Raw genomic sequence first — 25643 nt, 5'->3', positions numbered from 1 at the left:
TGCCTTTCGATGGCGCGCCGGCGGATCCCGTGAGGGAGGCGCCGACGGAGGGAGAGAGGGCTACTTGACCGCGCCGGCGGTGATGCCGCGGGTGAGGGTGCGCTGGAAGATCAGGAAGAAGATCAGCGTCGGGAGAAGGCCCAGGAGGGCGCTCGCGCTGGTCGTGGTGACGTCCATGATCTTGTCGCCCTGGAGGCTCGAGATCGCGATCGGGACGGTCTGCGTCGCGTCGCTCACCAGGAAGACCAGCGGGATGAGGAACTCGTTCCAGGTCCAGATGAAGAAGAAGATCATCAGCACCGAGAGGGTGGGCCGCGAGATCGGGACGATCACCCGGGTGAGGACCTGCCACTTCGAGGCGCCGTCGAGAGCCGCGGCCTCGAGGATCTCCTTCGGGAAGGTGCCGTAGACGCTCGAGAGCAGATAGGTGCCGAACGCCGACTGGATGACGGTGAAGATGACGATGACCGACAGCTGGGTGTCGTAGATCCCGACCGCTTTGAACATGTAGTACAGCGGGTAGAGCAGGGCCTCCTGCGGGAGCATGTTCGCCAGCAGGAACAGGACGATGATCCAGCTCCGGCCGCGGACCCGGCCGATGCCGATCGCGTAGGCGTTCAGCACCGAGAGGGCGACGGCGAGGATCGCGACCGACCCCGAGATGAGGATCGAGTTGCCGAGCTTCTCGGGGAAGTCGACGCGGCTCCAGAAGGTCGAGAGGCCGTCGAAGGAGAGGCCGGTCGGGAAGGCGAGCGGGCCGTTCGCCGAGTACTCCGCGGGGGTCTTGAAGGAGTTGAGCAGGATCAGCAGCACCGGGCTGATGATCACGAGCCCGATCACCACGGCGACGGCGAGGACCACCCAGTCGCCGAGGGTGCGCTTCGTCGTGCCCTTCGCGGGCTTGGCGGGACGGGAGGACGAGAGGTCCGCGTCCTGCGTGCCGGCCTGGGTGAGGGGCAGGGTCTCGATGGCCGACATCAGCGGGCTCCTTCGCTGCGCTCGACGCGCTCCTGGGCGCGGATGAACAGCACGGCGAGGATCACGATGACGATCGTGAGCGCGGTCGCGATGGTGGCGCCGTAGCCCACCTGCTGCTTCTGGAAGAACTCGGTGTACGAGTAGTAGGAGGGGACGATCGTGGAGTCGCCGGGGCCGCCGCGGGTCAGGGCGTAGATCGGGCCGAAGACCTTCAGCGCGGCGATGGTGCAGGTGAGGGTGACCACGAAGATCTCGGGCCGGATGATCGAGACCGTGATCCAGCGGAAGCGCTGGAACCAGTTCGCCCCGTCGAGCTCCGCCGCCTCGTAGAGCTCGGGGTCCACGCGCTGCAGCGCCGCCATGAAGATGACGACCGGGTAGCCCAGCTGCACCCAGATCATCACGACCATGATCGAGAGCATCGCGGTGTCCGGCTTGCCGAGCCAGTCGTGCGAGAGGGAGCCGAGCCCGACGGCCTCGAGGATCGAGTTCAGCGCGCCGTTGTCGGGGCGGAGGATCCAGCCGATGACGATCGCGGCGATGACGGTCGGCAGGATCTGCGGGAGGTAGTAGGTGGCGCGGAGGAAGCTCGCCAGGCGCCCGCCGAACTTCTTGCCGACGAGATCGAAGAGGATCGCCGCGAGCAGGAGTCCGAGGATCGTGGGGACGATCACCATCGCGATGATCATGTAGACCGAGTTGAGGAACGAGGTCCAGAACTGGTCGTCGCCCATCAGCTCGATCCAGTTGTCGAGGCCGATGAAGATCGGCGGCTTGATGCCGCGCCAGGACGTGAAGCTGATGTAGACGTTCCAGATCAGCGGGATCAGCACGATGAACGTGAAGAGCACGAACCCGGGGATCAGGTAGAGCCAGTAGCCGCCGGAGCGCTTCTCGCGGGGCGGCGTCGTGGGAGGCGGCGCGCTCTCCGCGCGACGAGGTGCTGTCGTCGTCATGGGTACTCCTAGGTCGGACGGGGTCGTGGGTGTGCTGCCGCGGGATGCCGCTCCGGTACGGAGGCGACGGCGTGTCGCGTACCGGAGCGGCATCCAGCGGGGGGGTGGAGGCTCGGCGGTGTTCGTGCGACCCCCTCGAGGGGTCGCCGTCACGTCCTCAGGTCTTCCACGGCCGTTCCGCGCCTGCAGGCGCGGGGCCGGCCGCCGTGGCCGACATCACGTGACGCTTCCGCGTCACGTGATGTCGGCGACTCCGTCGTCGTACTTGGCCTGGAGGTCGGAGAGCATGGCGGACTCGTCGGAGGAGCCGTTGATGAGCTCCTGCGTGGCGGCGACCAGGTCGTCGTAGAAGGTCGCGGTGGGCCAGTCGGGGTAGAAGGAGAGCTGGTCGCCGTCGACGACCGTCTTCCACTGCGCAAGCAGCGCCTTGCTCTTCTCGTCCGTGATGGCGCTCTCGTCGACGACCAGCGGGATGCCTCCGTTGTTGCCGATGAGGTTCTGGATCTCGGGTCGCATCGTGATCTCGATCCACTTGTAGGCGAGGTCCTTGTTCGTCGCCGTCTCCGGGATCACCCAGTGGTTGCCGGCGGAGCCCATCGTGAACTCGGCGCCCGGGAAGAGGAACGTGTCCCACTCGAATCCGGTGATCTCGGCCTTGAAGCGGCCGAACCACCAGGAGCCCGAGAAGAAGATCGGGTACTCGCCCGAGATGAACGCCGTGCCCGCGTCCTCCGCCTTCAGCCCGGAGGCGTCGGCCGAGAAGTAGCCCTTGTCGACGTAGGTCTTCAGCTGGTCGGCCGCGTAGCTCCAGGCCGCGTCCTCGAAGTCGACCTCGCCCGTGTAGGTCTGGTAGTCGGTGATCCAGGAGCGGTCGGCCTTCAGCAGCGCGAGCTGGTAGAAGAGCTGCTGCAGCGGGTACTCGGCGCCGGCCTCGGCCAGCGGGGTGATCCCCTTGGCCACGAAGGCGTCGAGGACGGCCGTGAACTCCTCGTAGGTGGTGGGGACCTCGAGGCCGTTCGCGGCGAAGGCGTCCTTGTTGTAGTAGACGAAGGTGAACTCGCCGTAGTTGGGGATGCCGTACCAGGAGCCGGAGCCCATGATCCCGTTCTCGTCGTACTTCGCGGTGGTCTGCAGCGCGCCGGGGATCAGCGAGTCCCAGCCGTAGAACGCGACCGCCTCGTCGAGGTTGGTGAGCAGGCCCTGGCTCGAGAGGAGTCCGCTGGTCGCGTTGCCCTTGTTGTACTCGACGACGTCGGGCGCCGAGTTGGAGTTGAAGATCTGGCTGGCGCCGGTGCGCAGCTGCTCGAAGGCCTTGAACTCGTACGCGATCTCGGCCCCCGTCTCCTGGGTGAAGATGTCGCGGGCGGCGAGCCAGGCGATGCCGCGGTCGCTGTCGGGCGTCTCGAAGTCCCAGAGCGTGAGGGTGCGGCCGGCGCCGTCGACCGTGGTCGAGAGCGCGTCGGAGCCGGCGTCGGAACCGCCACCGGAGCAGGCGGCCAGCGCGAACATCGCGCTGAGGCCGACTCCTCCGGCGAGGAGGTTGCGCCGGCTGAGACCGGCGGTCGGGCGGTGGAAGGCGGAGCGGGATCGGAGCGACATTGCGGTGGTTCTCCTTCGAACGGTGCGGTGGTGCTGCGGAGGTGGTGCAGGGAGCGCTCTCTCGCGGAGGCGCGGTGTCGAAGCGTTTCGACAGTGCGCAGAGCCGGAGCGGGCGGGAAGAGGGTGGAGGACTAGAGGGAGGCCGGCGCGGGAGTGCCGGACGGGACCGCCGGCACCGGAGCGCCGGTCGGAGCGACCGCGAGGGATCCGCGGTCGACGTAGGAGGGCGGGAGCAGCTCGACGCCGACGGTGCGGCCGGAGTCGATCTGCTGGAGGGTCCGCGCGACGGCCGCTCGGCACATCGCGTCGAACGGGAGGGGAAGACTGCTGGTGGGGACAGGGAGGGCGCCGCCGTCGTAGCTGGCGCAGGCCGCCAGGATCGACAGGTCGCCGGGGACGGAGAGGCCGCGCTCGAGGACGCGCTCGATCGCCGCCTCCGCCACGGGCTCGTTGCAGTGCAGCACGAGCGCGGTCGGCGGGACGGGTGCGGCGAGGATCGCGTCGATCGCGGCCGATGCGCTCGGGCGGCCGATGTGCGGGCGCTCGACCGCGATCTCGACTCCGAGCGCTGCGGCCTCGGCGCGGAACGCCTCGTCGAAGCGGCGGACGAAGCCTGCGTTGCGGTCGGTGTAGGACTGCGGGTGCTCGAGCAGGCCGAGCGAGCGGTGGCCCAGCTCGGCGAGCCGGCGGACGCTCTGGCGGGCGGCCTCGGCGAAGTCGAGGTCGACGCAGGCGAGATCGTGGGAGTCGGCGGGCACGCCGATGAAGGTGGCGGGGACCCCGGCCGCGCGGATCAGCTCGGCGCGGTCGTCGTCGTCGTCGACGCCCATCAGGACGATGCCGTCGACGAGCGAGGAGGAGGAGACGCGCCCGATGCCGCTGGAGGCCTCGTCGGTGACGAGCAGCAGGACGTCGTAGTCCGACTCCCGGGCGCGCTCGAGCACCTCGGTGACGAAGCGCATGTGGGTCGGCAGATGCAGCTCGCCGCGCATCGGGGCGGAGAGGGCGAGGATGTGGGTCCGCGCCCCGGCGAGCATCCGGGCTCCCGCGTGGGGCCGGTAGCCGAGCTGGCGCACCGCGTCGTCGACGCGCTGCCGTGTGGAGGCGGCGATCGAGCGCTTGCCGGAGAGGGCGTAGGAGACGGTGCTGATCGAGACTCCGGCAGCGCGGGCCACGTCGTGGATGGTCGCCATGGCTCCTCCTGCCGGACGTCGTCGTCGGTCGCGGTCGAGCTTCGAAGCGCTTCGACCGGTCGTGCTGGAGCGACTGTACGCACAGTCGAAGCGCTTGCGCAAGCGATCCTCGCGACGTCCTCCCCGGGCACCGGCCCGCTCCGCGAGCGGTTCCGCGGCACGAGCGGGCGGCACCCGCGATGGGGCCGGAGGGCGACGCGCCGGGCCTTCCGCTCGTTGCGCCTCTCGATCCTCAGGAGATATGTTGGGCTCAACAACAATTCGGCGACGTCGCCGGAAAGGATTCGGATCCCATGTCCCTGACCCCCACCCGCGCCGACAAGTTCTCGTTCGGCCTCTGGACCATCGGCTACAACGGGACGGACCCGTTCGGCGGCCCGACCCGCGAGCCGCTCGACGTCGTCCACGCGGTCGAGAAGCTCGACGAGCTCGGCGCGTACGGCCTCACCTTCCACGACGACGACCTGTTCGCCTTCGGCTCCACCGACGCCGAGCGCCAGACCCAGATCGACCGCCTCAAGGGCGCGCTGGAGTCCACCGGCCTCGTCGTGCCGATGGTCACCACCAACCTCTTCAGCGCCCCGGTCTTCAAGGACGGCGGCTTCACCTCGAACGACCGCGACGTCCGCCGCTTCGCGCTGCGCAAGGTCCTCCGCAACATCGACCTCGCCGCCGAGCTGGGCGCGAAGACGTTCGTCATGTGGGGCGGCCGCGAGGGCGCCGAGTACGACTCCGCCAAGGACATCCGCGCCGCGCTCGAGCGCTACCGCGAGGCCGTCAACCTGCTCGGCGACTACGTCACCGACAAGGGCTACGACATCCGCTTCGCCATCGAGCCCAAGCCGAACGAGCCCCGCGGCGACATCCTGCTTCCGACGCTCGGCCACGCGATCGCGTTCATCGACTCCCTCGAGCGCCCCGAGCTCGTCGGCGTGAACCCCGAGGTCGGCCACGAGCAGATGGCGGGCCTGAACTTCACCGCCGGCATCGCCCAGGCGCTGTACCACGGCAAGCTCTTCCACATCGACCTCAACGGCCAGCGCGGCATCAAGTACGACCAGGACCTGGTCTTCGGCCACGGCGACCTGCACAACGCGTTCTCGCTCGTCGACCTCCTCGAGAACGGCGGCCCCGGCGGCGTCCCGGCCTACGACGGCCCGCGCCACTTCGACTACAAGCCCTCGCGCACCGAGGACGAGACCGGAGTCTGGGACTCGGCCGCCGCGAACATGCGCACCTACCTGCTGCTCAAGGAGCGCGCCGCGGCCTTCCGCGCCGACCCCGAGGTGCAGGAGGCGCTGGCAGCCGCGAAGGTCGCCGAGCTCTCCACCCCGACGCTGAACGAGGGCGAGTCGTACGACGACCTGCTCGCGGACACCGCCTCGTACGAGTCGTTCGACGCCGACGCCTACCTCGGCGGCAAGGGCTTCGGCTTCGTGCGCCTGCAGCAGCTGGCCACCGAGCACCTGCTCGGCGCCCGCGGCTGACCCGCACCCTCTGAGCCCGCGGTCAGCCGCGGGACGACCTGAGACGGACGAGATCCCCTGCACCGGCACGGGATCTCGTCCGTTCTCCTGCATCCGGCCCGATTCCGCACCGGACGCCCGAAACCGTACCCCCAACGAAAGAGGACAGCGATGACGCTCGTCGCAGGGATCGACTCGTCGACCCAGAGCTGCAAGGTGGTCGTCCGCGACCTCGACACCGGCGCCGTGGTGCGCACCGGCCGGGCGAGCCACCCGGACGGCACCGAGGTCGATCCGGCCGCCTGGTGGGAGGCGCTGCAGCTCGCCCTCGCCGACGCCGGCGAGCTCGACGACGTCGCCGCCATCTCGGTCGGCGGCCAGCAGCACGGCATGGTCGTCCTCGACGAGAGCGGCGCCGTCATCCGCCCCGCTCTGCTCTGGAACGACACCCGCAGCGCGCCCGCCGCCGCCGCGCTCATCGAGGAGCTCGGAGCCGGGGCCTGGGCGGAGCGGACCGGATCGGTGCCGGTCGCCTCCTTCACCGCCACCAAGCTCCGCTGGCTGCGCGACGCCGAACCCGAGAACGCCGCCCGTGTCGCCGCCGTCGCGCTCCCCCACGACTGGCTGACCTGGCGCCTGCTCGGCTACGGCCCCGACTCCGCCCGCGGTCCGCAGCTCGACGCCCTCACGACCGACCGGTCGGACGCGTCCGGCACCTCGTACTGGGGAGCGGACGGCTACGACCTCGACCTGCTCGAGCGCGCCCTCGGCCACCGCCCGCTGCTCCCCCGCGTGCTCGGCCCCTCGGAGGAGGCGGGCCGCACCGAGAGCGGACTCGTCGTCGGCCCCGGCGCGGGCGACAACGCGGGCGCCGCGCTCGGCCTCGGCGCCGGCCCCGGCGACGTGGTCGTCAGCATCGGCACGAGCGGCACGGTCTTCGCCGTCACGGACGACCCGGTGCGCGACGCCTCCGGGACCGTCGCCGGCTTCGCCGATGCGAGCGGGCGCTTCCTGCCGCTGGTCGCGACGCTCAACGCCGCGCGCGTGCTGGCCTCGACCGCGACCCTGCTCGGCAGCGACTTCGACGAGTTCGCCGCACTGGCGCTCGAGGCGGAGCCGGGTGCCGACGGCCTCGTGCTGGTCCCCTACTTCGAGGGCGAGCGCACGCCGAACCTGCCGGACGCGACCGCGAGCCTGCACGGGATGACCATCGCCTCGACCACGCGGCCGAACCTCGCCCGCGCGGCGATCGAGGGCATGCTCTGCGGACTGGCCGACGGCCTCGACGCCGTTCGCGCGCAGGGAGTGGAGGCGCGGCGCATCCTCCTCATCGGCGGAGCCGCGCAGAACCGCGCCGTGCAGCTCGCTGCCTCGCAGGTGTTCGACGTGCCCGTGCAGGTGCCGACGCCCGGCGAGTACGTGGCCGACGGTGCCGCCGTGCAGGCCGCCTGGGCGCTGACAGGATCGCGTCCGACGTGGACCGTCACCTCGGTGGCCGAGCCCGCGCCGGACCACCGCCCCGTCATCCGCGAGCAGTACGCGGCCGCCCGCGCCTGAGAATCCGGCCCCGGCCCTCATCCAGGGCCGGGGCCGCGCCGCAAGCCCCAGTGGACGGGGAGCGGAATCGCGCTACTCTCATTACTCAGCCAGCTGACTAATGGAGGAGCGACATGACCGCCACACGAACCCCCGACCGCGCCGACCGGATCCGCCAGGTCGTCGTCGCCGTGAGCGCGGTGCTCGCCCTCATCGGCTCGTTCATCGGCTCGGGCGCCGCGGGCGGCACGCAGATCCAGAACGCGGCCGGCGGCGCCCTGACCGCGTCCTCGACCCCCATCGCTCCCGACGGCCCCGCCTTCGCGATCTGGAGCGTCATCTACACCGGCCTCATCGCCTACGCGATCTGGCAGTTCCTGCCCTCGCAGACCGCCCGCACCCGCCACCGCCGGCTGGGCTACTGGGCCGCCGCCAGCCTCCTCCTGAACGCCGCGTGGATCCTGGTCGTCCAGGCCGGCTTCCTGACGCTCAGCGTCGTCGTGATCGCCCTGCTGCTCGCCGTGCTCGCGCGCATCTTCGTGATCCTGCGGACCACCCGGTCGGCCGGAGTGGTCGACGCGATCGTGACGGACGGCACCTTCGGGCTCTACCTCGGCTGGGTGTGCGTGGCCACGGCCGCGAACGTCACCGCCGGGCTCGTCGGCGCGGGAGTCGGCAGCGCGGACGGTCCGGGCGCCGCGGTCTGGGCGGTCGTCGTCCTCGCCGTCGCCGCGCTCGTCGGACTCCTGATCGCGGTCACCGGCCGCGGCCGCATCGCCCCGATGCTCTCGCTCGTCTGGGGACTCTCCTGGGTCGCCGTCGGCCGCTTCGCCGGCGAGCTCGTCTCGGTCCCCGCCGGGATCGCCGCGCTGGTCGCCGCCGCCGTGGTGCTGGTGGTCACCCTCCTCGTCCGCGCCACCGCGGGACGCCGGGTCAGCGCCACCTGACCCCTGCGCGACGAAGGCCGAGAGGCCGGGACAGCCCTGGTCCGGGGCCGCCCGGCCTCTCGGCCTTCGTCGTGGTGGCGGATCAGGTGATCAGCGTGTCGACGTACTCCCGGTTCTCGTCCATCCACGCGGCGAGGGCGGCGGAGCGGTCGTCGGCCCCGTCGTTGAACAGCGCGTTCTCGAGCGAGTAGAGCGTCTTCGAGTCCATCCGGAAGTCGCGGATCCAGCGGCTCATCGTCGGGTAGTCCGCGTCGAACGCGGCCGAGCCGAAGGAGTGGATCCCCTCCGCCTGCCCGAGCAGGCCCTTCGGGTCCTCGAGGTCCCTGACCGGGAAGGCGTCGTAGGCCCAGTGCGGGCGCCAGAGCGTGACGGCGATGTTCTCGCCCGCGGCGGTCGCGCTCGAGAGCTCCTGGAGCATGGCCGGCGTCGAGGAGGTGAGGTAGTCCATCCCCTCCAGGCCGTAGCCGGGGATGACGTCCTCGGTCGTCGTCTTGTTGAGACCGGAGCCGGGCTCGATGCCGATCAGGCGGTTGCCGACGACGCCCGGGTCGGCGGCGAGCTCCTCGAGGGAGTCGATCGGGGCGTCCTCGTTGACCGCGATGGTCAGCTTCGCCTCGTCGTTCCACGCGCCCAGGTCGACGATCGAGTCGCCGTACTGCTCGACGTACCGGGCGTGGGTGAGCGGCAGCCAGGTGTCGAGGGCGAGGTCGTAGTCGCCCGTCGAGAGGCCCTGGAAGCCGGGGGCGACGTCGGCGTTCTGCAGGGTCACGTCGTAGCCCTGCTCCTCGAGCACCGCCTCCCACAGAGCGGAGACGGCGATCCCCTCGTCCTAGCCCTGGAACACAGCGACGGTCACGTCGGTGCGGTCGCCGTTGTCGACGGAGGCGGCGGTGGCGGGAGCGGCGAGGGTCGCGGCCCCGAGGGACGCGACCAGGCCGATCGAGACGACGCCGACGGCCGAGCGGGTCGCCACGACGGCGCGGCGGTTCTTCGCCCGGGCGACCCTCGCCGGCGAGGGCGAGCCCAGCGCGCCGGTCATCCGGTCGAGGACGACCGCGAGGATCACGACGGAGATGCCCGCCTCGAAGCCGAGCGCGACATCGATCCGGTTGAGGCTCGCGACGACGTCGCCGCCCAGCCCTCCGGCGCCGACCATGCCCGCGATGACGACCATCGAGAGCGAGAGCATGATGACCTGGTTGAGGCCCGCCAGGATCGAGGGCAGCGCCAGCGGCAGCTGGATCTGGCGGAGGATCCGCCACTTCGAGGAGCCGAACGACTCCCCCGCCTCGACGAGCTCCGGGTCGACGCCGCGGATGCCCAGCTCGGTGAGCCGGACGCCCGGCGCCATCGCGAACACGATGGTCGCGACGATGCCGGGCACCACTCCGACCCGGAACAGGATCAGCGCGGGGATCAGGTAGACGAAGGCCGGCATCGTCTGCATCAGGTCGAGCACGGGCCGGATGACCGCGGAGGCCGTGCGGTTGCGCGCGGCGAGCACGCCCAGCGGCACGCTCAGCGCGATGGCGATCACGGAGGCGACGAGCACCAGCGCGAGGGAGTCCATCGCGTTCTCCCACTGGTCGACCCCCACGATCAGCAGGAGCCCCACGGCGGTGCCGGCCGCGAAGACCCAGCCGCGGACGGCGTAGGCCAGTACGGCGAGGAAGGCGACGATCACCCAGAAGGGCGGTGTCGCGAGGACGAGGTCGACGCCGGAGTAGAGGGCGCCGAAGACGGTGCGCAGCAGGTCGAAGACCGGCTGGAAGGTCTGCGTGAGGACGTCGACGGCACCCTCGGCGAGGGCGCCGAGCGGGAGGCGGAATCCGAGATCGGTCATCGTGCACCTCCGTCCGCCGCGAGGACGGCGTCGTCGACGGGGCCTCCGGTCGCGTGCAGGGTCGCGGTGACGACCTCGGTCGAGACGGTGGCGGGCGGCTCGATCACCGGGTGCTCGCCGGTGCGGGCGGGCACGTTGCCGAGCGCCGCGAGCAGGGTCACCCGCGGGATCGCTCCGAGCAGACGCCCGTCGGCGTCGACCACGGCGACCGGCAGCGCCGACTCGACGGCGGGCTCGATGACCTCGCTGAGGGCGGTGTCCGGACCGACGGTGACGACGTCGGAGGTGAGGACCGCCGAGAGGTCGCCGGTGCTCCGGCGCACCTGCTCGATCACGTCGCGGTCGCGGACCGTGCCCAGCAGGCGTCGTCCGCCGCCGACCACGAACGCGGCCGAGGTCTGCAGGTCGCGCATGCTCCTCAGCGCGGCGCGGGGACCGGCCGCGAGGGTGACCACGGAGCGGGCGGGCTCCATCACGGCGGAGGCGGTGAGCACGCGGGCGCGGTCGACGTCCTGCACGAACTGGGCGACGTAGTCGTTCGCCGGGTCGGTGAGGATCTCCTCCGGGGTGCCGATCTGGACGATGCGGCCGTCGCGCATCACCGCGATGCGGTCGCCGAGGAACATGGCCTCGTTGAGGTCGTGCGTGATGAAGACGATGGTCTTGCCGAGCTCGTGCTGCAGCTCGATCAGCTGCTCCTGCATCTCGCGGCGGATCAGCGGGTCGAGCGCCGAGAACGCCTCGTCCATCAGCACGATGTCGGTGTCGGCGGCGAGCGCCCGGGCGAGGCCGACGCGCTGGCGCATGCCGCCGGAGAGCTCGTCGGGCATCTTCTCGTGCCAGCCGGCGAGACCGGCGCGCTCGACCGCGAGCATCGCCCGCTCGCGGCGCTCGGCCGCGGGGACGCCCTGGATCTCGAGCGGGTACGCGACGTTGTCGAGCACGGTGCGGTGCGGGAGGAGCGCGAAGTGCTGGAACACCATCGACACCGACGAGCGGCGCACGCGGCGCAGCTCCGCCTCGGAGACGCCGGTGATGGTGGAGCCCTCGATCAGGACCTCGCCCGCGGAGGGCTCCTGGAGCCCGTTCAGCATGCGGATGAGGGTGGACTTCCCGGAGCCGGAGAGGCCCATCACGACGAAGATCTCGCCGCGGCGCACGGTGAAGGACGCGTCGATCACCGCGGCCGTGCCGAGTCCGGCGAGCTCGCCGCGGTCGGCGCCCTCGCCCAGTCGGCGGACGACCTCGTCGGGCTTCCGGCCGAACACCTTGAAGAGGTGGCGGGCCTCGAGAGCGGGGGTCGCGGGATCGGCGCCCGCCTCGCTCCGGGGCTCGCTGATGATCTGCTGGTTCTGGTGCACGTACACTCCGTCGGCGCGCAGGGACGACGCCCTGCGCTCATCTCGTGGTGCCGGGTCGGGAGCGTGGGACAGCCGTGCGTCGAGCCTCCGCGTGCGTCCCGCCGCTCAGCGCGGCAGGGGGTGGAGGCGAGAGCGTCCGAGGCGGCCTCGGGGCCGCCTCCACTCCCGTTGACCGTACGATCGCGGCGCGTCCTGGGGGACGCCGTGCGAGCGCGGACCGGTTCATCGGGGCCCGTGAGGACCGCCGACCACGGTAGCCGCGGAGCCGCCGAGGGGCAAACGTCGGACAATTGCAGGGGCCGGTCCAGGGGTGGTGATGAACCGATCGGCGCGAGCGAATGTGCTGGTCGGAGCTGGTTTCCGGAGTGTTGCGCGATCGTTACCGTGATGGCGCGGTCGGCGGCGCTCGTTCCGGCCGGTCTCCATCCGCCGCCGCGCGGCTGCTCGACCGGCGAGGAGGCCCTGTCGCTCAGACGGTGGTCTCGCCCGCCGGGCCCGAGGGGGCCGCCGCGCCGACTCCGCTGACGGGCTCGCCCTGCCAGGACACGAGCGTCCACGCGTCGCCCGAGCCCTCGAGGACGACGACGCCGGTGTTGTCGAGCAGGTGGTCGGCGATGAAGCGCGCATCGAGGTCGAGGGAGCGCAGACCCGCCCAGCAGCGGATGGCCGCGCCGTGACTGACCAGCGCGACGACCTCGTGCCCGAGCGCCTCCGCCTCCGCCACCACCGCGTCGTAGCGCGCCGCGAACTCGTCGCCCGTCTCGCCGCCCGCCAGCCGGATCGACGTCTCGCCGCCGGCCCAGCGGAAGACCGTGCCCATGTACTCCTCGACCGCCGCGTCGTCGCCGCGCATCTCGAGCCCCGCGGCCGCGACCTCGCGGATGCCGTCGCGCTCGATCGGCTCGAGCCCGAGCGCCGCGGCGAGAGGGGCGGCCGTCTCGTGGGTGCGGACCATCGTCGAGACGAGCAGCGCGCCGATCCCCTCGCCGGCGAGCCGACCGGGCAGCGCCGCGGCCTGGGTGCGGCCGAGGTCGGTGAGCCCGGGTCCGGGGATGCGGGTGTCGAGGAGCCCGGCGACGTTGGAGGGGGTCTGGCCGTGGCGGATCAGGAGGAGGCGCATCCGCCCACGCTAACCGCGGAGGCTGGGCTTCCGGGGCGCGCGGTCGCGCTCGCTCCCGCTGTTGTGCGGCGAGTGCGGCGCTGTCACGATGTGCGGGGACGCTCCCGGACCGGGAGCCGCAGACGGACGGGACGGGCGGACATGGCCTCCGAAGACGGTTTCTCGAAGGACGAGCGCGCGGCGATGAAGCAGCGTGCGGCCGAGCTGCGGGCGGAGGCGAAGCGGCAGAAGAGCGCCGACAAGGCCGACGCCGACCGCAGGGACGCGGAGGCCGCGATCGCCGCGATGACCGACGAGGAGCGGCCGATCGCCCAGATGCTCCACGAGGTCGTCGGCGAGACCGCCCCCGATCTCCTCCCGAAGACCTGGTACGGCTTCCCCGCCTACGCGCGCTCGGACGGCAAGGCGATCGTCTTCTTCCAGCCCGGCGCGAAGTTCGGCACGCGCTACTCGACCCTCGGCTTCCAGGACGGCGCCCAGCTCGACGACGGCACGATCTGGCCGACCGCCTACGCGCTCGTCTCCGCCGACGCCGAGACGCGCGCCGCCGTCACCGAGCTGGTCCGCCGCGCGGCCGGGGCCTGACCCCGTGGCGCACGTCTACGACGAGATCGACGAGAGCCTCGCCTCCTGGATCCACGAGCAGCCGATGTGGTTCGTCGCCACCGCGCCCCTCGCCGCGGACGGGCACGTCAACATGTCGCCGCGCGGCCACGACTCGTTCTCGATCCTGGGCCCGCGGCGAGTCGGCTGGGTCGACTACACGGGCAGCGGAGTCGAGACGATCGCGCACCTGCGCGAGAACGGGCGCGTGTGCCTGATGTTCGCGTCGTTCGGACCGCGTCCGCGCGTCGTCCGCCTGCACGGCACCGGCTCCGTGCACCTGCCCGGTTCGGAGGCGTTCGCCGAGGTCGCGGAGCAGCACCCCGATCACCCGAGCACCCGCGCGGTCGTCACCGTCGAGCTCACCCGCATCAGCGACGCGTGCGGCTGGGGCGTGCCGGTGATGGAGCCGGTCGGCGAGCGCGACCTGCTCCTCCTCCAGGCCGAGAAGAAGGGCCCCGACGGCATGGCCGAGTACCGCGCCACGCGGAACGCGGTCAGCATCGACGGGCTGCCGGGCTACCCGCTGGACTGAGCGGGCGGGAAGCGGCCGCAGCGCGGCGCGCACGAGCACGCCGACCGGCTCGAGCAGGGTCTCAGTGATGACGGCGAGCGGGTTCGACCCGGTCGGGCGGGAGTCGACGGAGAACCGAGCCGTCGGCACTCCCGCAGCAGACAGGACGTCCTCGGGGAGCAGCTCTGCCGGTCGCTGGATCCCTTCGGCAGCCTCTTCTCGGCGATGCGAGGACCGCCTGACGACGCGCCGTCGACCGGACCGTCGCGGTCCGTGACACGGCGGGTCGCGACGGGTCCTGGAGGAGAAGGCGCTGACCCTACTGGCCCGCGCCGGCGGGTCCCTCGCCGACCGTGCGCCGGGCGATCAGCCATCCCTGACTGGTGGGGCGCAGCAGTTGCGTGATGGAGGCCACCGCCCACACCTCCGGGTGCGCCGGAGTGCCGCGGGCGAGAGAGAGGGTCGAGTGCGCGGACGCGCCCTCGACGTCGTCCGGCGTCACCGTGATGCCGCTCGTCAGGTGCAGAGTCCCGGACGGTTCGGCCGCCCAGATCCTCGTGACGGCCGCCCGGACCGCGTCGTGGCCGGACGCCTCTCCCTGAGCTCCGTCGAGGACCATGTCCTCGGTGGTCAGCGCCAGGTAGCCGTCGACGTCGCGAGCCGTCGCGAGCTCATCGGCTCGGCGGACGACCGCAGCGAGCTGCCGCCGGTCGTCGTCGGACAGGTCGGTCACGCTGAGGGCCCGCCGGGGCGCAGCCATCCGCTGATCTGCGCGACTCTGTCGGGCGAGAAGACCCGCTTCGGGACTCGGCCCTGAACAGCCTTCGCGGGGACGGACGAGTAGGCCGAGCCGGTCTGGTCGGCGTACTGCGCCACCCGGAAGCTCACGGCGAGGCTGCACAGCGCGTAGGCCTCGCTCTCGCTGAGGCCCGACGCCGCGTGCAGCCAGGTGATGAGACCGCGGAGGCATTCCACCAGGGCGTCGTCGAGGTTGTCGCTGAACCCGAAGCCGATCCACTCCGTCGTCGTCTCGACCAGTGGTCCGGCCAGCGGCACTGCCCTGTGGAGGTCGTAGCGGATGACGAGTTCCTCGGCGGCCGTCTCGATGGCCGTCTGGTCGACGACTCCGTCGCCCTGAACGGCGTGGATGTCGCCGAACCAGACCCGACCACCGGGAGTGAACACCGGGAGGAAGACCGAGCTGCCGACTGTCAGCGCGTTGACGACGAGGTTGCCGCCGTAGGGGCCCGAGAGGATGGCGCTGGTGGGTTCCTCGACCGCCGGCTCGGTGCCGATGACCCCGATGAACGGATCGAGGTCGAACTCCACACCGGGGACGAATTCCGCGCGCCGGCGGTCGTCGTCGAAGCGGAAGTAGTGCAGGTACGGCTCAGAGAAGTCGTGAGGCAGCGCGCCGACTCCGAGAGGGAAGCTGTTCCACCCCCAGTCGAGTGTGCGCAGCGTCTCGATGGTGCACTCGATGACATCGCCAGGGGCGGCACCGGTGACCTCGACAGGTCCGAGCATCGAGTACGGGCCCTGCGGGTACTTGTGGCGAAGCGGCTCCCGTTCGGCGAACGTCATCCCGAAGACCGCTTCGTTGCCCCAGTGCGTCCAGGTCGCGGGGAAGGACACCCGATCGCCGGAGTCGATGGATGCGACCGGCGGCGCGGTCGGGTCGAGGTAACCCGAGCGGACCGTGCTCGCGGTCGATGGCACGGAGTGGGTTTCGGGCATTTCCTACCTCCGAGAAGTCGAGGGTCCCACTCTGCTCGGGGACGACGGCGTTCGCCTTCGTCATTCGTCGAGTCCTCGACTGCTGACCGCCGCACAGCGCGACGGGACCGGTTCGCGGAAGCACCCACGAGGACGCTTCGCATACGTCCCCAGGGGATGTACTCCTGGGACCAGTAGTCGGCCCGGATCTTCAGGAGGGGCCCCTCGACGGTGGAAGCCACCGAGATGGAGCGAGGGTCCCGGAGGGTTCCCGCGATGCGTGTCTGCGGGGTCCTTTCGAGCTCGCTCGACAACTGCTCGGGAGTGATTCGCGTCGGGAGGGACGACCGCGAGCAGCCGCCGGCATCCACCGGAGGCGCATTCGACGGTCCCGCTGACGAGCTCGCTCCCCTGTGGACGGTCGATGGCCGAGGCCGCCGACCGCGCTGGTGAGGCTCATCCATGGGTCTGGACGAGAGCGAGCTCCGGGGAGCTCCGGCCGATCCCAGGAGGGGCGGACGTGGAGCGCGACTGAGGCCTGCTCGATCGACGGTCGGATCGGACGGCGTCCACACCATCGGCCCCGCAGAGATCCCCTGGCCGATCCGCCCGCCGCTACCCCCGCTCGTCGACGGCCCGGATCGAGAACAGCTCCTGCGGGGTGCAGTCGAGCGCGTCGCAGATGAGCGTCAGCGTCGTGAAGCGGATCGCGCGGGCGCGGTTGTTCTTGAGGATGGAGAGGTTCGCCATCGTGATGCCGGTGCGGGCAGAGAGGGCGGTGAGGGTCACGCCGCGGTCGGCCAGCACTGCTCCGAGGTGGCAGTCGATCCGGTGCCTCTCGTCGTCGGCGGGCTCAGACAACGCCGTCGACGTCCCGTTCGAGCTTCGCGCCGGCGCGGAACGCCGCCGTCAGGGCGAGGGCCACCACTCCGGCGAGCAGGACGGGGACGGGCCACTGCGGCAGGTTCGTCCCGATGGCCTGGTAGTCGCCGCCGAGGAAGGCGTCGCGCTGCTCGTCGGTCACCCGGCCGGCGGCGAAGAGCAGGCCGATGCCGGAGCTGAGGTACAGGCCGGCCGCGGTGTCGGCGAGGCCCTGCGCCACTCCTCCGATCAGCAGGGCGAGGCTCAGACGGCGCCAGTTCGCGAGGACGAAGGGGTCGAACGGGCGTCCGGCCGCGATGCCGCGGAGGACCCGCAGGAGGAAGACCGTGGCGAGGACGATCGTGACCGCCTGGAGGAGGCTCGGCAGCGCACCGAGCAGGCGGAGGGAGAGGGCGGCGTCGGCGAGCGTGGGCGCGGTGCCCTCGCGCGGCTCGGCCTGCAGCAGCTGCGGGAGGCTCCGGAGCGGGAGGCGGCCGTCCGCTCCCCCGAAGACCAGCAGGGTGCGCCCGGTGGTGACGGTCCAGGTCTGCAGGAGCGCGGTGAGCACGGAGAAGACCGCGACGATGAGCAGGACCGCCCTGGCCACCCGGAACACGCGCGGACGCTCCCGGACCGGTCCGCTGGGGATGACACTCGTCATGGCATGCTCCTTATCGATCGTCGATGTTATCGAGTATCGATACTACGCACGCCGGTCCGGCGATGTCGACCCGCGGCGCCCGCCGACCACGGAGACGGCGGGAGGGGTGGTTGCCCGGGGCGAGGAGCCCGATCTAGCGTGGAGGGATGTCGGATGCGAGGGAGCGCGCCGCCCGGTACCGGGCCGGCGCCGCGGGCGAGGAGGAGGCGGAGCAGCCCGCCCTGCCGGAGGATCCGCTCGAGCGGGCCGCGTTCGTCGAGACGGCGATCCAGCTCGCGATCCGCCGCGGCGACTTCGACGACCTGCCGGGATCGGGGAAGCCGCTTCCGGACCTGGGCGCGGCCCACGACCCGGACTGGTGGATCCGCCGCAAGATCGAGCGCGAGAACCTCACCGGGATCGGCCCGGCCGCCTTCCTCCTCCGCGCCGAGGACCGCGCGCTCGACGAGCGCCTCGACCGCTTGCACCGCGAGGAGGAGGTGCGCGCCGAGCTCGCCGACTTCAACACGCGGGTGATCGAGGCGCGCCGCCAGCTGCTGGGTGGGCCGCCCGTCGTCACCCCGCTCCGGGACGTCGACGAGGAGGTCGCCGCCTGGTCGCAGCGGCGCGCCGATCGCGCCGCCGAGGCCGAGGCCCGGGCGGCCGCCGAGCCGGAGCGGTCCCGCCGCTGGTGGTCGCGGCGGCGCTGACGTCCCCGGAAACCGGACAGACCTGCCCCTCCCACTGGGGTCCCGCCCCGGGAAACCGGGCGGGAGCGCGCCTCCGAATCATGCGTACACATCAAGTCGACCGGAGTCCGCATGCTCACCGCCACCACCCCCGCACGCCTCCCGAGGGCCCACCCCTCGACCCTCGCCGCGCCGCCGCTCGCACTGCTCGAACCCGACTCGGACCGGATGCTCGTCATCCGCGCCGCGGAGGGCGACGACCGCGCGTTCGCCACCATCGTCCGCCGCTACACCGGGCTGCTCCGCGCGACGGCCGCCCGCACCCTCCGCAGCAGCGCCGACGTCGACGACGTGGTGCAGGAGACGTTCCTCGCGGCGTGGACCCACGTGGACAGCGTGATCGACGGCGAGACCATCGCCGGCTGGCTCGTCACGACCGCCCGCCGCCGCAGCGTCGACCGGCTCCGCTCCAGCGTCTCGCGGCTGCGAGCCGAGCTGGACGACGAGTTCCCCGCCTCCGCTGCCGACGACCCGGAGCACGCCGCGCACTGCGGATCGCTCGCCGCCGACGCCAACCGGGTGCTCGCCGCGATGCCCCCGGCCCAGCGCCGCTGCTGGGAGCTGCGCCAGCTGGAGCAGTGCAGCTACGACGCGATCGCGCACGAGCTGGGGCTCACGACCTCGACCGTCCGCGGACTGCTCGCCCGCGCCCGCGGGACCCTCCGCACGGAGCTCGCCCACTGGCGCTGATCCGCGCTGCGGATCTCGGCGCAGGCGACCAGACGGGGGCCTTCAGCGGAGGAGGACCGGCCCCTCGCCGATCCGCACCCGGAACAGCGAGTACGGGTACGTCCGCAGATCCGTGCCGCCCTGGTAGTCGGCCTGGCGGTGCAGCTGGTTCGCGGTGACGTACAGGTGCTCGTCCGTCGCGATCGACATCGTGTCCGGCCAGAGCAGCCGCTCGTCGTGCACGATCGTCTCCATCGTGCCGTCGGTGCGACGGCGGACGATCGCGTTGTTCTCGTAGCTCGTGGCGTAGAAGCGGCCCAGCGCATCCGTCTCGAGGCCGTCCGCTCCCCCGCCCTTGTCGCCCTCGTCGACGACGGTCGCCGCGACGTCCTCGTCCGGCACCGACCGGTCGACCAGGGCCGCCGTCGCCACGCTGAACCAGCGGCGGGAGGCGAGCGGGCAGTACCAGAGGCGCTCGCCGTCGGCCGAGATCGCGATGCCGTCGGCGCCCATCGTCACCGGCTGAGGGTCGCCGTCGGCCGGGCGCTTCATCAGCACGCGGCCCTCGGCCATCGGCACGAGCTCCGGAGGAGTGAGCGCCTTCGTGCTCGGGTGGTCGTGCAGGCGGCGCCAGGCGGTCCCCGTCCCGAGGTCGACGACGATGATCCCGTTCGGGCCGGAGTCGGCCGAGTCGGTGATGTAGGCGATGCCGCGCCGCAGATCGAAGCGCACGTCGTTGAGGTAGGTGGTCGGCAGGGCGACGTCCGGCTCGAGGAGGATCACCTGCTCGACGGTGTCGGTCGCCAGGTCGACGCGGACGAGCTTGGGGCCGCCCTTCTTCGTCGGCTCGAACATCGGGCTGCCGGTGTCGAGGATCCAGAGCCGGTCGGCCGGATCGACGACGATGCTCTGCACCGAGACGAGGGCGCCGGCGTCGTCGATTCCCGACGGCGTGTTCCAGGCCTCGTCCGGGTAGGGCACCGCCGCTCCGTCGACTAGCTCCACGACCGTGGCCGGGACCTCGTCCCCCCACTTGGGGAAGTTCACGAAGATCCGCCCGGTGTGCGAGACGCTGACGCCGGTGGGCATCGGCCCGCTGGTGAAGGCGTGCACGAGCTCCAGCTCGCCGAGCGGCTCGTCGACCGGGCGCGTGCCGCGGGTCTCGTCGGTCGGTCCCCAGAATCCCATGGTGCTCTCGCTGTCCTCCCGCCGGCGCGGGCTCGTGGCGGTCTCGGTGCCGGTCGGGTGCGGAGTCGGTGCCCGCCGCGACCGGTGCTCCTCATCCTGCGCGTCGGCGCCGGTCGGCGGGGAGGAGGTGGCGGAGGAGGCGGCGAGCGCCTAGCATCCGGCCGCCGCGGGCGACCCCGGAGCCGCGACCGAGGAGGCGGAGGAGGGCCGGCCCGCGTCCGACTTCGGCACGGCCTTCACGAAGGGGCTCAGCATCGAGACGGGGCAGTGCCCGGTGGAGCGGGTCGCCTCGGCGGCCGCTCCCGCCGCCCGCAGTGCACCGCCCCCCGCCGTCGCGCTCACCCGCTGGTCGGCGGGTCGACGGACCGCTGATCCGCCGGCCGTCCGCTTCCGGACATGACCGCTAGAGGGCGTTGCCACTGCGGCCGCTCACCTGCCACGGTCGCAGAGCGACCGACGACGGTCCACCGATCAGAAGGACCGAGGCCCGCACATGGACGACTCCTCTTCGACCGAGACCAGCACGAGCGAGATGACGCCCGAGGTGCTGGCCGCGTTCAGCGACGCCTGGACCCGCCACGACCTCGAAGCGCTGATGAGTCACATGACCGACGACTGCGTGTACGGTGCGTCCGTCGGCCCCGAGCCCGGCCGCACCTGGACGGGGAAGGAACAGGTCCGCGAGGGATTCGCGCTCATGCTCGCCTTCGACACCGGACAGGAGCGGCACGAGGAGGGGGCTCCCCTCATCGCCGGGACGCGCGGCGCGGCCACCTGGTCCTTCACCGGGACCGGCCCCGACGGCCGACCCCAGGTCACGCGGGGCTGCGACATCTACGAGTTCCGCGGCGGGAGGATCGCCCGCAAGGACGCGTTCCGGAAGGTCTACCGGGCGGACGAGGAGTAGTCCGCGCCGGCCTCCCTCGCGCAGCGGAGCCGGAGCGGCGTCCTCGTACCGGGTGGCCCCGCACCTGCCCGGGGAGCTGATCGCATGGCTGGCCACGTCGGCGGGCAGCTGGGTCGTCGGGCAGGTGCTCACGACCGACGGCGGGTTCAGCCTGTGACCGGAGCGGCGGCGCAGCGGCTCCGGACCTAGTCGGAGGCGACGGCCCGCACGATGGTGCGGGCGACCTCGAGCACCTCGCGCTCGTGGCTCAGGTGCACCTCGTGCACCGCTCCGGGCCAGGACAGCAGCGGCGCGTCCAGGGCGGCGGCGACGCGCCGATGCGCGCGATGCAGGGAGGACCCGGGCCTGCGGTCCGCGGTCACCACGGCCGCGGGGACCGCGGGCAGCTGAGACTCGTCGAAGCCCCGCGCCACCTGCTCCAGACCGGCGGCGGCGGAGGCGAGCCCCGGCAGGTCGACGTCCGCCATCGCGAGAGCGGCCGCGCGCGCGGCCGGGCTCATCGCGTGGCGCCTCGCCGACCGGGCGGCGCTCGTGCGCAGCAGCGCGGACAGCGCTCGGCCGAGCCCCGGCAGTCTCGAGAGCGCCGCCGTCGCCCGGGCCGTCCGCTCCACCTGACGCGCCAGTGCCGTGTCGTTGACGGGCGTCGGGTCGAGGAGCACCAGTCCCGCGACGTCCTCGGGATGATCGCGAGCGAGCAGCATCGCGACGGCACCGCCGAGGCTCTGGCCGATCACGACGACGGGACCTGTCCCGAGGCCGGCCAGCACGGCGTGGACGGCGTCGGCGGCGTCGGTCAGTCCGCCGGCGACCTCCGACCCCGCTGTGCCCGGTCTGTCGTAGAGGACCAGCCGGCAGCCCGGATCGACGATCAGGCCCTCGACCAGCCCGGGGAAGAACCCGTCGACGGCCTCGCCCCCGCCCGGCAGGAGGAGCACGGCCTGCCCGGACTCACCCCGCACCTGCAGCATCCGGCGAGCCTAGCCGGGGAGCCGTCCGCCGACGACGACCGGCGGGGCCGGGCCCGGGGATGATGGGCGCATGGGAACTCGTGGGGCCGGAGTGCTGTGGGTGGTGAGCGCGCTCGCCTACGTCGGAGCGGAGGCGGTCACCGCGTCCGCGTTCCCGGGCTACAGCTACGCACGGAACTACATCAGCGATCTCGGCGTGCCCGAGGTGGGCGTGTTCCAGGGGCGCGCGATCGACTCGCCGCTGCACGCGGTGATGAACGCCGGATTCCTCCTGCAGGGGGCGCTCTACCTCGCCGCCGCCGTCACGACCGTGCGGGCGGCGCGGGGCGGATCGCGGGGGCTGTTCCTCTCCCTCGCCGTGGTCTACGCCGTGGGCATCGCCGTGGTGGGCCTCGTGCACGGGAGCAGCGCCAGTGCGCAGAACGGGATCGGCGGCCTGCACGTGGTCGGCGCCGCGATGGCGATCGTCGGCGGCAACGCGGCCTCGATCGTCGCCGGTGCCGCGGCCCGGCGCGGCCGCGCCCCGTGGGCGCTCGAGACGGTCGGGATCGTGCTCGGTGCGGCCGGCCTGCTCGCGCTGCTGATGCTGCAGGTCGACACCCGCGTGCCCAGCGTCGACCTGCTGCCCGACGGCGTCTGGGAGCGCGCCTCCGTCTACGCCGTCACGGCCTGGCAGCTCGCGACCGGCCTGCGGCTGCTCCGACGGCCGGAGGTGCCGCGGCAGCCGCGGCCTCCTCAGACCGCGGGCAGCGGCGCGCCGGTGCGCAGCGCCGTGCACCGGCTCTTCCAGCTCGGGATCCGGATCCCGGAGGCCCTCTCGGTCGTCGTGTTCGACGACAACCCGTGGAGCGAGCTGGTCACCCCGCCGCTCAGCGTCGTCCGCCAGCCGATCGACATGCTCGCCCGTCACAGCGTCGAGCTCGTCCTCGCCCGCATGCAGGGCCGCCTCCCCGAGGCCCCGCAGCACATCGAGGTGCAGGCCGACCTCGTCATCCGCTCCAGCTGCGCCGCACCCCCGCGGCGCTGATCCTCTCCCCCTCCGAAAGGCACGCCATGTCCGATCCCGTCGTCGTCACCGCGATCTTCACTCCCGCCGAGGGGCAGCGCGACGCGCTCGTCGCTGCCCTCTCCACCGCCATCGCGGAGGTGCACGAGGAGGAGGGCTGCGAGCTCTACGCGATCCACGACTCGCCCGACGGCACCATCGTCATGCTGGAGAAGTGGACGAGCGGCGACCTGCTCGACGCGCACGGCGCCGGCGAGCCGGTCGTCCGCCTCAACGCGGCGATCCGCGGACTCGTCGCCCATCCTCCCGTCGTGACGCGGCTCGTCCCGATCCCGGCCGGCACCTCGCAGCAGGGCGAGCTCTAGCACCCGGGGGCGGGGCCGCTCCGGATCCGGATCGCGCCTCCCGCCGGAAACGCGCGCGAAACAGCGGAGGCCTACGGTCGGGAGCGACCCCGCCGCCCCGGCCGCTCCCTGGAGGATCCGCATGCCCCGCCCCGCCTTCCCCGCCCCGCCCAGCGCCGAGCTGCACATCCACCTCGAGGGCACGATCGAGCCCGAGCACATCGTCGAGATGGCGCGCCGCAACGGGGTCGCCCTGCCCACCGAGGATCTCGACGCCCTCCGCGCGCGGTACTCCTTCACCGACCTCGCGTCGTTCCTGGAGCTGCACTACTCGAACCTCACCGTGCTGAAGACGGAGCGGGACTTCTTCGAGCTCGCGACCGGCTACCTCGACCGGGCGCAGAAGGCGAACGTCCGCCGCGCCGAGATCTTCTTCGACCCGCAGACGCACCTCGGCAACGGCGTCGCGCTCGACACCGTGATGAGCGGGATCACCCGTGCGCTCGGTCGGAGCGAGGAGACCCACGGGGTCTCGACGGACCTGATCATGTGCTTCCTCCGCGACCTGGGCGCCGACGCGGCCGACGAGATGCTGACGGCGATCCTCCCCTGGCGCGAGCACATCATCGGCGTCGGGCTCGACTCGAACGAGGTGGGCTTCGGCCCGGAGCTGTTCGTCGACGTCTACGCGCGCGCCGCGGCGGACGGACTGCGCCTGGTCGCGCACGCCGGCGAGGAGGCCGGGCCCGAGACGGTCGCGGCCACCGTCGAGCTGCTGAAGGTCGAGCGGATCGACCACGGGATCCGCGCGATGGAGGACCCGGAGGTCGTCGCGATGCTCCGCGAGCGCCGCATCCCGGTGACGGTGTGCCCGCTGTCGAACGTCGCCCTGCGCGCGGTGGACACGATGGCCGACCACCCGCTGCCCGCGATGCTCCGCGAGGGACTCGTCGTGACGGTCTCGAGCGACGATCCGCCCTACTTCGGCGGCTACGTGGATGAGAACTACCGCGCCCTGGTCGAGGAGCTGGGGATGGACGACGCGCAGCTCGAGCAGCTGGCGCTCAACTCCTTCGACGCGGCGTTCATCACGGAGGAGGACCGCGAGCGCTGGCAGGCGGAGGTGCGCGAGCACTTCGCGCGGTGAGCGCGCCACTGCCCGGAGAACGATCGTTCCCACCCTCCCCGCGCGCTGAGCCCTCGTTCCGCGGTCGCACGCCTCCGCGCCCGCCCTACGCTGGCCGGATGACGCGATCCGACGGCACGCGATGAGCTGGGTGCTCCTCACCGGCGCGATCCTCACCGAGGTGACGGCGTCGCTCGCCCTCCAGGCCGCCATCGAGTCGCCGGGCTGGTACGCCCTCGTGGTGGCGGGCTACCTGGCGGCGTTCGTCCTCCTCAGCCGGGTGCTCAAAGCCGGCATGCCGATCGGAGTCGCCTACGGCGTGTGGGGCGCATGCGGAGTCGCGCTGACGGCGGTCCTCGCGGCCGTGCTCTTCGGGCAGCCGCTGACGGGCGTGATGACGATCGGGCTGGTGCTGATCATCGCGGGCGTGCTGCTGGTCGAGATCGGCTCGCAGCGAGCGCAGGCCGCGCGCCGGGCGGTGCGCTGATGGCCTGGCTGCTGCTCTCGGGCGCGATCCTCACCGAGGTCGCCGCGACGATGAGCCTCAAGCCCGCGACGGACGGCCGGAAGCGCTGGTACGTCGTGGTCGGAGTCGGCTACGTCGTCGCGTTCACGCTGCTGGCCGGGGCGCTCGCGCAGGGCATGCCGATCGGGGTGGCCTACGGGATCTGGGCGGCGGTCGGAGTCGCGCTGACGGCAGTGCTCGGCCGCTGGCTGTTCCAGGACCCGCTGACCTGGACGATGCTCGGCGGGATCGGCCTGATCATCGCCGGCGTGCTGCTGGTGGAGCTCGGGCACTGACCGGCCGGCTGTCGTCGCGGCGGGAGCGCGCCTCCTCAGCCGTCGTCGCGGCGGTAGCGCGACGGAGTCACCGGTTGTCGCGGCGGTACCGCGCCTCGCGGCCGGCGATGTGGAGGCCGAGCCCGGTGACCGCGACTGCGAAGGCGACCAGCACGCCGATGAACGCGATCTCGTCGCCCGCTCCGACCGCCACGGCCGCGGCGGCGAGCCCGATCAGCGCGAGGGCGAGCACCACGGCGCCGACGGTCTCGAGAGGACTCCAGGCGGTCATGGCTCCAGCGTGCGCTCGGAGCGGCGCGCGGGCAAGGGGCGGCAGGCGAACAGGACATGACGTCCCGCCGACCGCGGAGGTCCGCGCGGGTCCCAGCACACGACCCGTCCGCCCGGACGTCGGCCGACCGGGTGCTGCGGATCGCGGAGCTCGTCCGAGGCGGTCCGCGGTGCGAGCCCGCTCCGTCCGTCCCCGCCGGAACGCCCCCGCCCCTTGCCCGCGCGCCGCTCCGAGCGCACGCTGGAGCCATGACCGCCTGGAGTCCTCTCGAGACCGTCGGC

General features: G+C 72.3%; 29 protein-coding genes. 13 read left to right on the top strand and 16 right to left on the bottom strand.

Annotated elements, in window-relative coordinates; all coding sequences use genetic code 11:
- Nucleotides 1–60 precede the first annotated feature (60 nt).
- The 4 genes from C5C95_RS14485 to C5C95_RS14470 form a co-directional block, all read right to left on the bottom strand.
- Nucleotides 61–978 carry a carbohydrate ABC transporter permease gene (locus C5C95_RS14485; protein ID WP_104324719.1) on the bottom strand — a complete coding sequence of 306 codons (918 nt, stop codon included), beginning with the start codon at nt 976–978 and terminating at the stop codon, nt 61–63.
- Nucleotides 978–1934: a carbohydrate ABC transporter permease gene (locus C5C95_RS14480; protein ID WP_104224874.1), complete on the bottom strand. Its 957-nt coding sequence runs from the start codon at nt 1932–1934 to the stop codon at nt 978–980. The genes C5C95_RS14485 and C5C95_RS14480 overlap by 1 nt, the downstream gene beginning before the upstream one ends.
- 234 nt (nt 1935–2168) lie before the next feature.
- Nucleotides 2169–3533: an ABC transporter substrate-binding protein gene (locus C5C95_RS14475; RefSeq protein WP_258072676.1), complete on the bottom strand. Its 1365-nt coding sequence runs from the start codon at nt 3531–3533 to the stop codon at nt 2169–2171.
- A 131-nt stretch (nt 3534–3664) separates the two neighbouring features.
- Nucleotides 3665–4726 (bottom strand): LacI family DNA-binding transcriptional regulator, encoded by a 1062-nt coding sequence (locus C5C95_RS14470; RefSeq protein WP_104224875.1) that lies wholly within the window; start codon nt 4724–4726, stop codon nt 3665–3667.
- A gap of 293 nt (nt 4727–5019) precedes the next feature.
- On the opposite strand from C5C95_RS14470, the gene xylA reads away from it, so the two are divergent.
- The 3 genes from xylA (at nt 5020) to C5C95_RS14455 (ending at nt 8675) form a co-directional block, all read left to right on the top strand.
- A complete protein-coding gene (gene xylA, locus C5C95_RS14465; protein WP_104227357.1) occupies nt 5020–6213 on the top strand; it encodes a xylose isomerase in 1194 nt (397 codons plus the stop codon).
- Nucleotides 6214–6363: 150 nt separating this feature from the next.
- On the top strand, nt 6364–7749 hold the full coding sequence (gene xylB, locus C5C95_RS14460) for a xylulokinase (RefSeq protein ID WP_104324718.1): 1386 nt from the start codon (nt 6364–6366) through the stop codon (nt 7747–7749).
- Nucleotides 7750–7862: 113 nt separating this feature from the next.
- Nucleotides 7863–8675: a tryptophan-rich sensory protein gene (locus C5C95_RS14455; protein ID WP_104324717.1), complete on the top strand. Its 813-nt coding sequence runs from the start codon at nt 7863–7865 to the stop codon at nt 8673–8675.
- Nucleotides 8676–8757: 82 nt separating this feature from the next.
- On the opposite strand, the gene C5C95_RS14450 is transcribed toward C5C95_RS14455, so the two are convergent.
- From C5C95_RS14450 to C5C95_RS14435, 4 genes are all read right to left on the bottom strand, one after another.
- A complete protein-coding gene (locus C5C95_RS14450) occupies nt 8758–9495 on the bottom strand; it encodes a glycine betaine ABC transporter substrate-binding protein (protein WP_104324716.1) in 738 nt (245 codons plus the stop codon).
- A gap of 9 nt (nt 9496–9504) precedes the next feature.
- Complete coding sequence (locus tag C5C95_RS14445) at nt 9505–10518, bottom strand: proline/glycine betaine ABC transporter permease (protein WP_104324715.1); 1014 nt, start codon at nt 10516–10518, stop codon at nt 9505–9507.
- Complete coding sequence (locus C5C95_RS14440; protein WP_374954317.1) at nt 10515–11879, bottom strand: glycine betaine/L-proline ABC transporter ATP-binding protein; 1365 nt, start codon at nt 11877–11879, stop codon at nt 10515–10517. Before C5C95_RS14440 ends, C5C95_RS14445 begins: the two co-directional genes overlap by 4 nt.
- A 469-nt stretch (nt 11880–12348) precedes the next feature.
- A complete protein-coding gene (locus tag C5C95_RS14435; RefSeq protein WP_104224880.1) occupies nt 12349–12999 on the bottom strand; it encodes a histidine phosphatase family protein in 651 nt (216 codons plus the stop codon).
- 141 nt (nt 13000–13140) lie between these two features.
- Here C5C95_RS14435 and C5C95_RS14430 point away from each other — a divergent pair, with 141 nt between their 5' ends.
- Together C5C95_RS14430 and C5C95_RS14425 are read left to right on the top strand one after the other, a co-directional pair.
- Entirely contained in the window at nt 13141–13584 is a 444-nt protein-coding gene (locus tag C5C95_RS14430; protein ID WP_104224881.1) for a hypothetical protein, read from the top strand.
- A 4-nt stretch (nt 13585–13588) separates the two neighbouring features.
- Nucleotides 13589–14137, top strand: a complete 549-nt coding sequence (locus C5C95_RS14425; protein WP_104324714.1) for a pyridoxamine 5'-phosphate oxidase family protein — start codon at nt 13589–13591, stop codon at nt 14135–14137.
- Between the two features lie 298 nt (nt 14138–14435).
- Here C5C95_RS14425 and C5C95_RS14420 read toward each other — a convergent pair whose 3' ends face one another.
- The 4 genes from C5C95_RS14420 to C5C95_RS14405 form a co-directional block, all read right to left on the bottom strand.
- Nucleotides 14436–14849 carry a nuclear transport factor 2 family protein gene (locus tag C5C95_RS14420; protein ID WP_181125698.1) on the bottom strand — a complete coding sequence of 138 codons (414 nt, stop codon included), beginning with the start codon at nt 14847–14849 and terminating at the stop codon, nt 14436–14438.
- On the bottom strand, nt 14846–15853 hold the full coding sequence (locus C5C95_RS14415; protein WP_104324712.1) for an acetamidase/formamidase family protein: 1008 nt from the start codon (nt 15851–15853) through the stop codon (nt 14846–14848). The genes C5C95_RS14420 and C5C95_RS14415 overlap by 4 nt, the downstream gene beginning before the upstream one ends.
- A gap of 594 nt (nt 15854–16447) precedes the next feature.
- Nucleotides 16448–16693, bottom strand: coding sequence for a helix-turn-helix transcriptional regulator (locus C5C95_RS14410; protein ID WP_104324711.1), 246 nt, complete (start codon nt 16691–16693; stop codon nt 16448–16450).
- Nucleotides 16686–17354, bottom strand: a complete 669-nt coding sequence (locus C5C95_RS14405) for a hypothetical protein (RefSeq protein WP_104227364.1) — start codon at nt 17352–17354, stop codon at nt 16686–16688. The genes C5C95_RS14410 and C5C95_RS14405 overlap by 8 nt, the downstream gene beginning before the upstream one ends.
- 146 nt (nt 17355–17500) lie before the next feature.
- Here C5C95_RS14405 and C5C95_RS14400 point away from each other — a divergent pair, with 146 nt between their 5' ends.
- The gene (locus C5C95_RS14400; RefSeq protein ID WP_104234561.1) at nt 17501–18043 is read left to right on the top strand and encodes a DUF1992 domain-containing protein; all 543 of its coding nucleotides are present in this window, start codon (nt 17501–17503) and stop codon (nt 18041–18043) included.
- A gap of 111 nt (nt 18044–18154) precedes the next feature.
- Complete coding sequence (locus C5C95_RS14395) at nt 18155–18772, top strand: RNA polymerase sigma factor (protein ID WP_104324710.1); 618 nt, start codon at nt 18155–18157, stop codon at nt 18770–18772.
- Nucleotides 18773–18814: 42 nt separating this feature from the next.
- On the opposite strand, the gene C5C95_RS14390 is transcribed toward C5C95_RS14395, so the two are convergent.
- Together C5C95_RS14390 and C5C95_RS17165 are read right to left on the bottom strand one after the other, a co-directional pair.
- Nucleotides 18815–19939 carry an L-dopachrome tautomerase-related protein gene (locus C5C95_RS14390; protein WP_104324709.1) on the bottom strand — a complete coding sequence of 375 codons (1125 nt, stop codon included), beginning with the start codon at nt 19937–19939 and terminating at the stop codon, nt 18815–18817.
- Between the two features lie 150 nt (nt 19940–20089).
- The gene (locus C5C95_RS17165; protein ID WP_146083080.1) at nt 20090–20281 is read right to left on the bottom strand and encodes a hypothetical protein; all 192 of its coding nucleotides are present in this window, start codon (nt 20279–20281) and stop codon (nt 20090–20092) included.
- A gap of 151 nt (nt 20282–20432) precedes the next feature.
- Between C5C95_RS17165 and C5C95_RS14385 the strand changes: the two genes are divergently transcribed.
- Nucleotides 20433–20846, top strand: coding sequence for a nuclear transport factor 2 family protein (locus C5C95_RS14385; protein ID WP_208543359.1), 414 nt, complete (start codon nt 20433–20435; stop codon nt 20844–20846).
- A gap of 185 nt (nt 20847–21031) precedes the next feature.
- On the opposite strand, the gene C5C95_RS14380 is transcribed toward C5C95_RS14385, so the two are convergent.
- The gene (locus C5C95_RS14380; protein WP_104324708.1) at nt 21032–21814 is read right to left on the bottom strand and encodes an alpha/beta fold hydrolase; all 783 of its coding nucleotides are present in this window, start codon (nt 21812–21814) and stop codon (nt 21032–21034) included.
- Between the two features lie 70 nt (nt 21815–21884).
- Between C5C95_RS14380 and C5C95_RS14375 the strand changes: the two genes are divergently transcribed.
- From C5C95_RS14375 to C5C95_RS14355, 5 genes are all read left to right on the top strand, one after another.
- Nucleotides 21885–22841, top strand: coding sequence for a DUF998 domain-containing protein (locus C5C95_RS14375; protein WP_258072675.1), 957 nt, complete (start codon nt 21885–21887; stop codon nt 22839–22841).
- Nucleotides 22842–22867: 26 nt separating this feature from the next.
- A complete protein-coding gene (locus C5C95_RS14370; protein ID WP_104224889.1) occupies nt 22868–23185 on the top strand; it encodes a putative quinol monooxygenase in 318 nt (105 codons plus the stop codon).
- A 121-nt stretch (nt 23186–23306) separates the two neighbouring features.
- Nucleotides 23307–24311 (top strand): adenosine deaminase, encoded by a 1005-nt coding sequence (locus tag C5C95_RS14365; protein ID WP_104288790.1) that lies wholly within the window; start codon nt 23307–23309, stop codon nt 24309–24311.
- Between the two features lie 121 nt (nt 24312–24432).
- A complete protein-coding gene (locus C5C95_RS14360) occupies nt 24433–24777 on the top strand; it encodes a multidrug efflux SMR transporter (protein ID WP_104273489.1) in 345 nt (114 codons plus the stop codon).
- Nucleotides 24777–25091, top strand: coding sequence for a multidrug efflux SMR transporter (locus C5C95_RS14355; protein WP_104224891.1), 315 nt, complete (start codon nt 24777–24779; stop codon nt 25089–25091). Before C5C95_RS14360 ends, C5C95_RS14355 begins: the two co-directional genes overlap by 1 nt.
- Nucleotides 25092–25158: 67 nt before the next feature.
- Here C5C95_RS14355 and C5C95_RS14350 read toward each other — a convergent pair whose 3' ends face one another.
- Nucleotides 25159–25362, bottom strand: coding sequence for a hypothetical protein (locus C5C95_RS14350; RefSeq protein ID WP_104248362.1), 204 nt, complete (start codon nt 25360–25362; stop codon nt 25159–25161).
- Between the last annotated feature and the right edge of the window lie 281 nt (nt 25363–25643).

Source organism: Rathayibacter sp. AY1B7 (assembly GCF_002932735.1).
Taxonomy (GTDB): Bacteria; Actinomycetota; Actinomycetes; order Actinomycetales; family Microbacteriaceae; genus Rathayibacter.
Note: the sequence above shows the minus strand (reverse complement) of the source record. Positions and strands in the feature narration are given on the sequence as shown.

What these genes read in the sequence shown, in the direction of transcription:
- C5C95_RS14365 (WP_104288790.1), top strand. Translation starts at nt 23,307, where the DNA reads ATGCCCCGCCCCGCCTTCCCCGCCCCGCCCAGCGCCGAGCTGCACATC.
- C5C95_RS14360 (WP_104273489.1), top strand. Translation starts at nt 24,433, where the DNA reads ATGAGCTGGGTGCTCCTCACCGGCGCGATCCTCACCGAGGTGACGGCG.
- C5C95_RS14485 (WP_104324719.1), bottom strand. Translation starts at nt 978, where the DNA reads ATGTCGGCCATCGAGACCCTGCCCCTCACCCAGGCCGGCACGCAGGAC.
- xylB (WP_104324718.1), top strand. Translation starts at nt 6,364, where the DNA reads ATGACGCTCGTCGCAGGGATCGACTCGTCGACCCAGAGCTGCAAGGTG.
- C5C95_RS14355 (WP_104224891.1), top strand. Translation starts at nt 24,777, where the DNA reads ATGGCCTGGCTGCTGCTCTCGGGCGCGATCCTCACCGAGGTCGCCGCG.
- C5C95_RS14370 (WP_104224889.1), top strand. Translation starts at nt 22,868, where the DNA reads ATGTCCGATCCCGTCGTCGTCACCGCGATCTTCACTCCCGCCGAGGGG.
- C5C95_RS14430 (WP_104224881.1), top strand. Translation starts at nt 13,141, where the DNA reads ATGGCCTCCGAAGACGGTTTCTCGAAGGACGAGCGCGCGGCGATGAAG.
- C5C95_RS14385 (WP_208543359.1), top strand. Translation starts at nt 20,433, where the DNA reads ATGGACGACTCCTCTTCGACCGAGACCAGCACGAGCGAGATGACGCCC.
- C5C95_RS14395 (WP_104324710.1), top strand. Translation starts at nt 18,155, where the DNA reads ATGCTCACCGCCACCACCCCCGCACGCCTCCCGAGGGCCCACCCCTCG.
- C5C95_RS14350 (WP_104248362.1), bottom strand. Translation starts at nt 25,362, where the DNA reads ATGACCGCCTGGAGTCCTCTCGAGACCGTCGGCGCCGTGGTGCTCGCC.
- C5C95_RS14445 (WP_104324715.1), bottom strand. Translation starts at nt 10,518, where the DNA reads ATGACCGATCTCGGATTCCGCCTCCCGCTCGGCGCCCTCGCCGAGGGT.
- C5C95_RS14390 (WP_104324709.1), bottom strand. Translation starts at nt 19,939, where the DNA reads ATGGGATTCTGGGGACCGACCGACGAGACCCGCGGCACGCGCCCGGTC.
- C5C95_RS14375 (WP_258072675.1), top strand. Translation starts at nt 21,885, where the DNA reads ATGGGAACTCGTGGGGCCGGAGTGCTGTGGGTGGTGAGCGCGCTCGCC.
- C5C95_RS14475 (WP_258072676.1), bottom strand. Translation starts at nt 3,533, where the DNA reads ATGTCGCTCCGATCCCGCTCCGCCTTCCACCGCCCGACCGCCGGTCTC.
- C5C95_RS14455 (WP_104324717.1), top strand. Translation starts at nt 7,863, where the DNA reads ATGACCGCCACACGAACCCCCGACCGCGCCGACCGGATCCGCCAGGTC.
- C5C95_RS14435 (WP_104224880.1), bottom strand. Translation starts at nt 12,999, where the DNA reads ATGCGCCTCCTCCTGATCCGCCACGGCCAGACCCCCTCCAACGTCGCC.
- C5C95_RS14380 (WP_104324708.1), bottom strand. Translation starts at nt 21,814, where the DNA reads ATGCTGCAGGTGCGGGGTGAGTCCGGGCAGGCCGTGCTCCTCCTGCCG.
- C5C95_RS14400 (WP_104234561.1), top strand. Translation starts at nt 17,501, where the DNA reads ATGTCGGATGCGAGGGAGCGCGCCGCCCGGTACCGGGCCGGCGCCGCG.
- C5C95_RS14470 (WP_104224875.1), bottom strand. Translation starts at nt 4,726, where the DNA reads ATGGCGACCATCCACGACGTGGCCCGCGCTGCCGGAGTCTCGATCAGC.
- C5C95_RS14415 (WP_104324712.1), bottom strand. Translation starts at nt 15,853, where the DNA reads ATGCCCGAAACCCACTCCGTGCCATCGACCGCGAGCACGGTCCGCTCG.
- xylA (WP_104227357.1), top strand. Translation starts at nt 5,020, where the DNA reads ATGTCCCTGACCCCCACCCGCGCCGACAAGTTCTCGTTCGGCCTCTGG.
- C5C95_RS14480 (WP_104224874.1), bottom strand. Translation starts at nt 1,934, where the DNA reads ATGACGACGACAGCACCTCGTCGCGCGGAGAGCGCGCCGCCTCCCACG.
- C5C95_RS14405 (WP_104227364.1), bottom strand. Translation starts at nt 17,354, where the DNA reads ATGACGAGTGTCATCCCCAGCGGACCGGTCCGGGAGCGTCCGCGCGTG.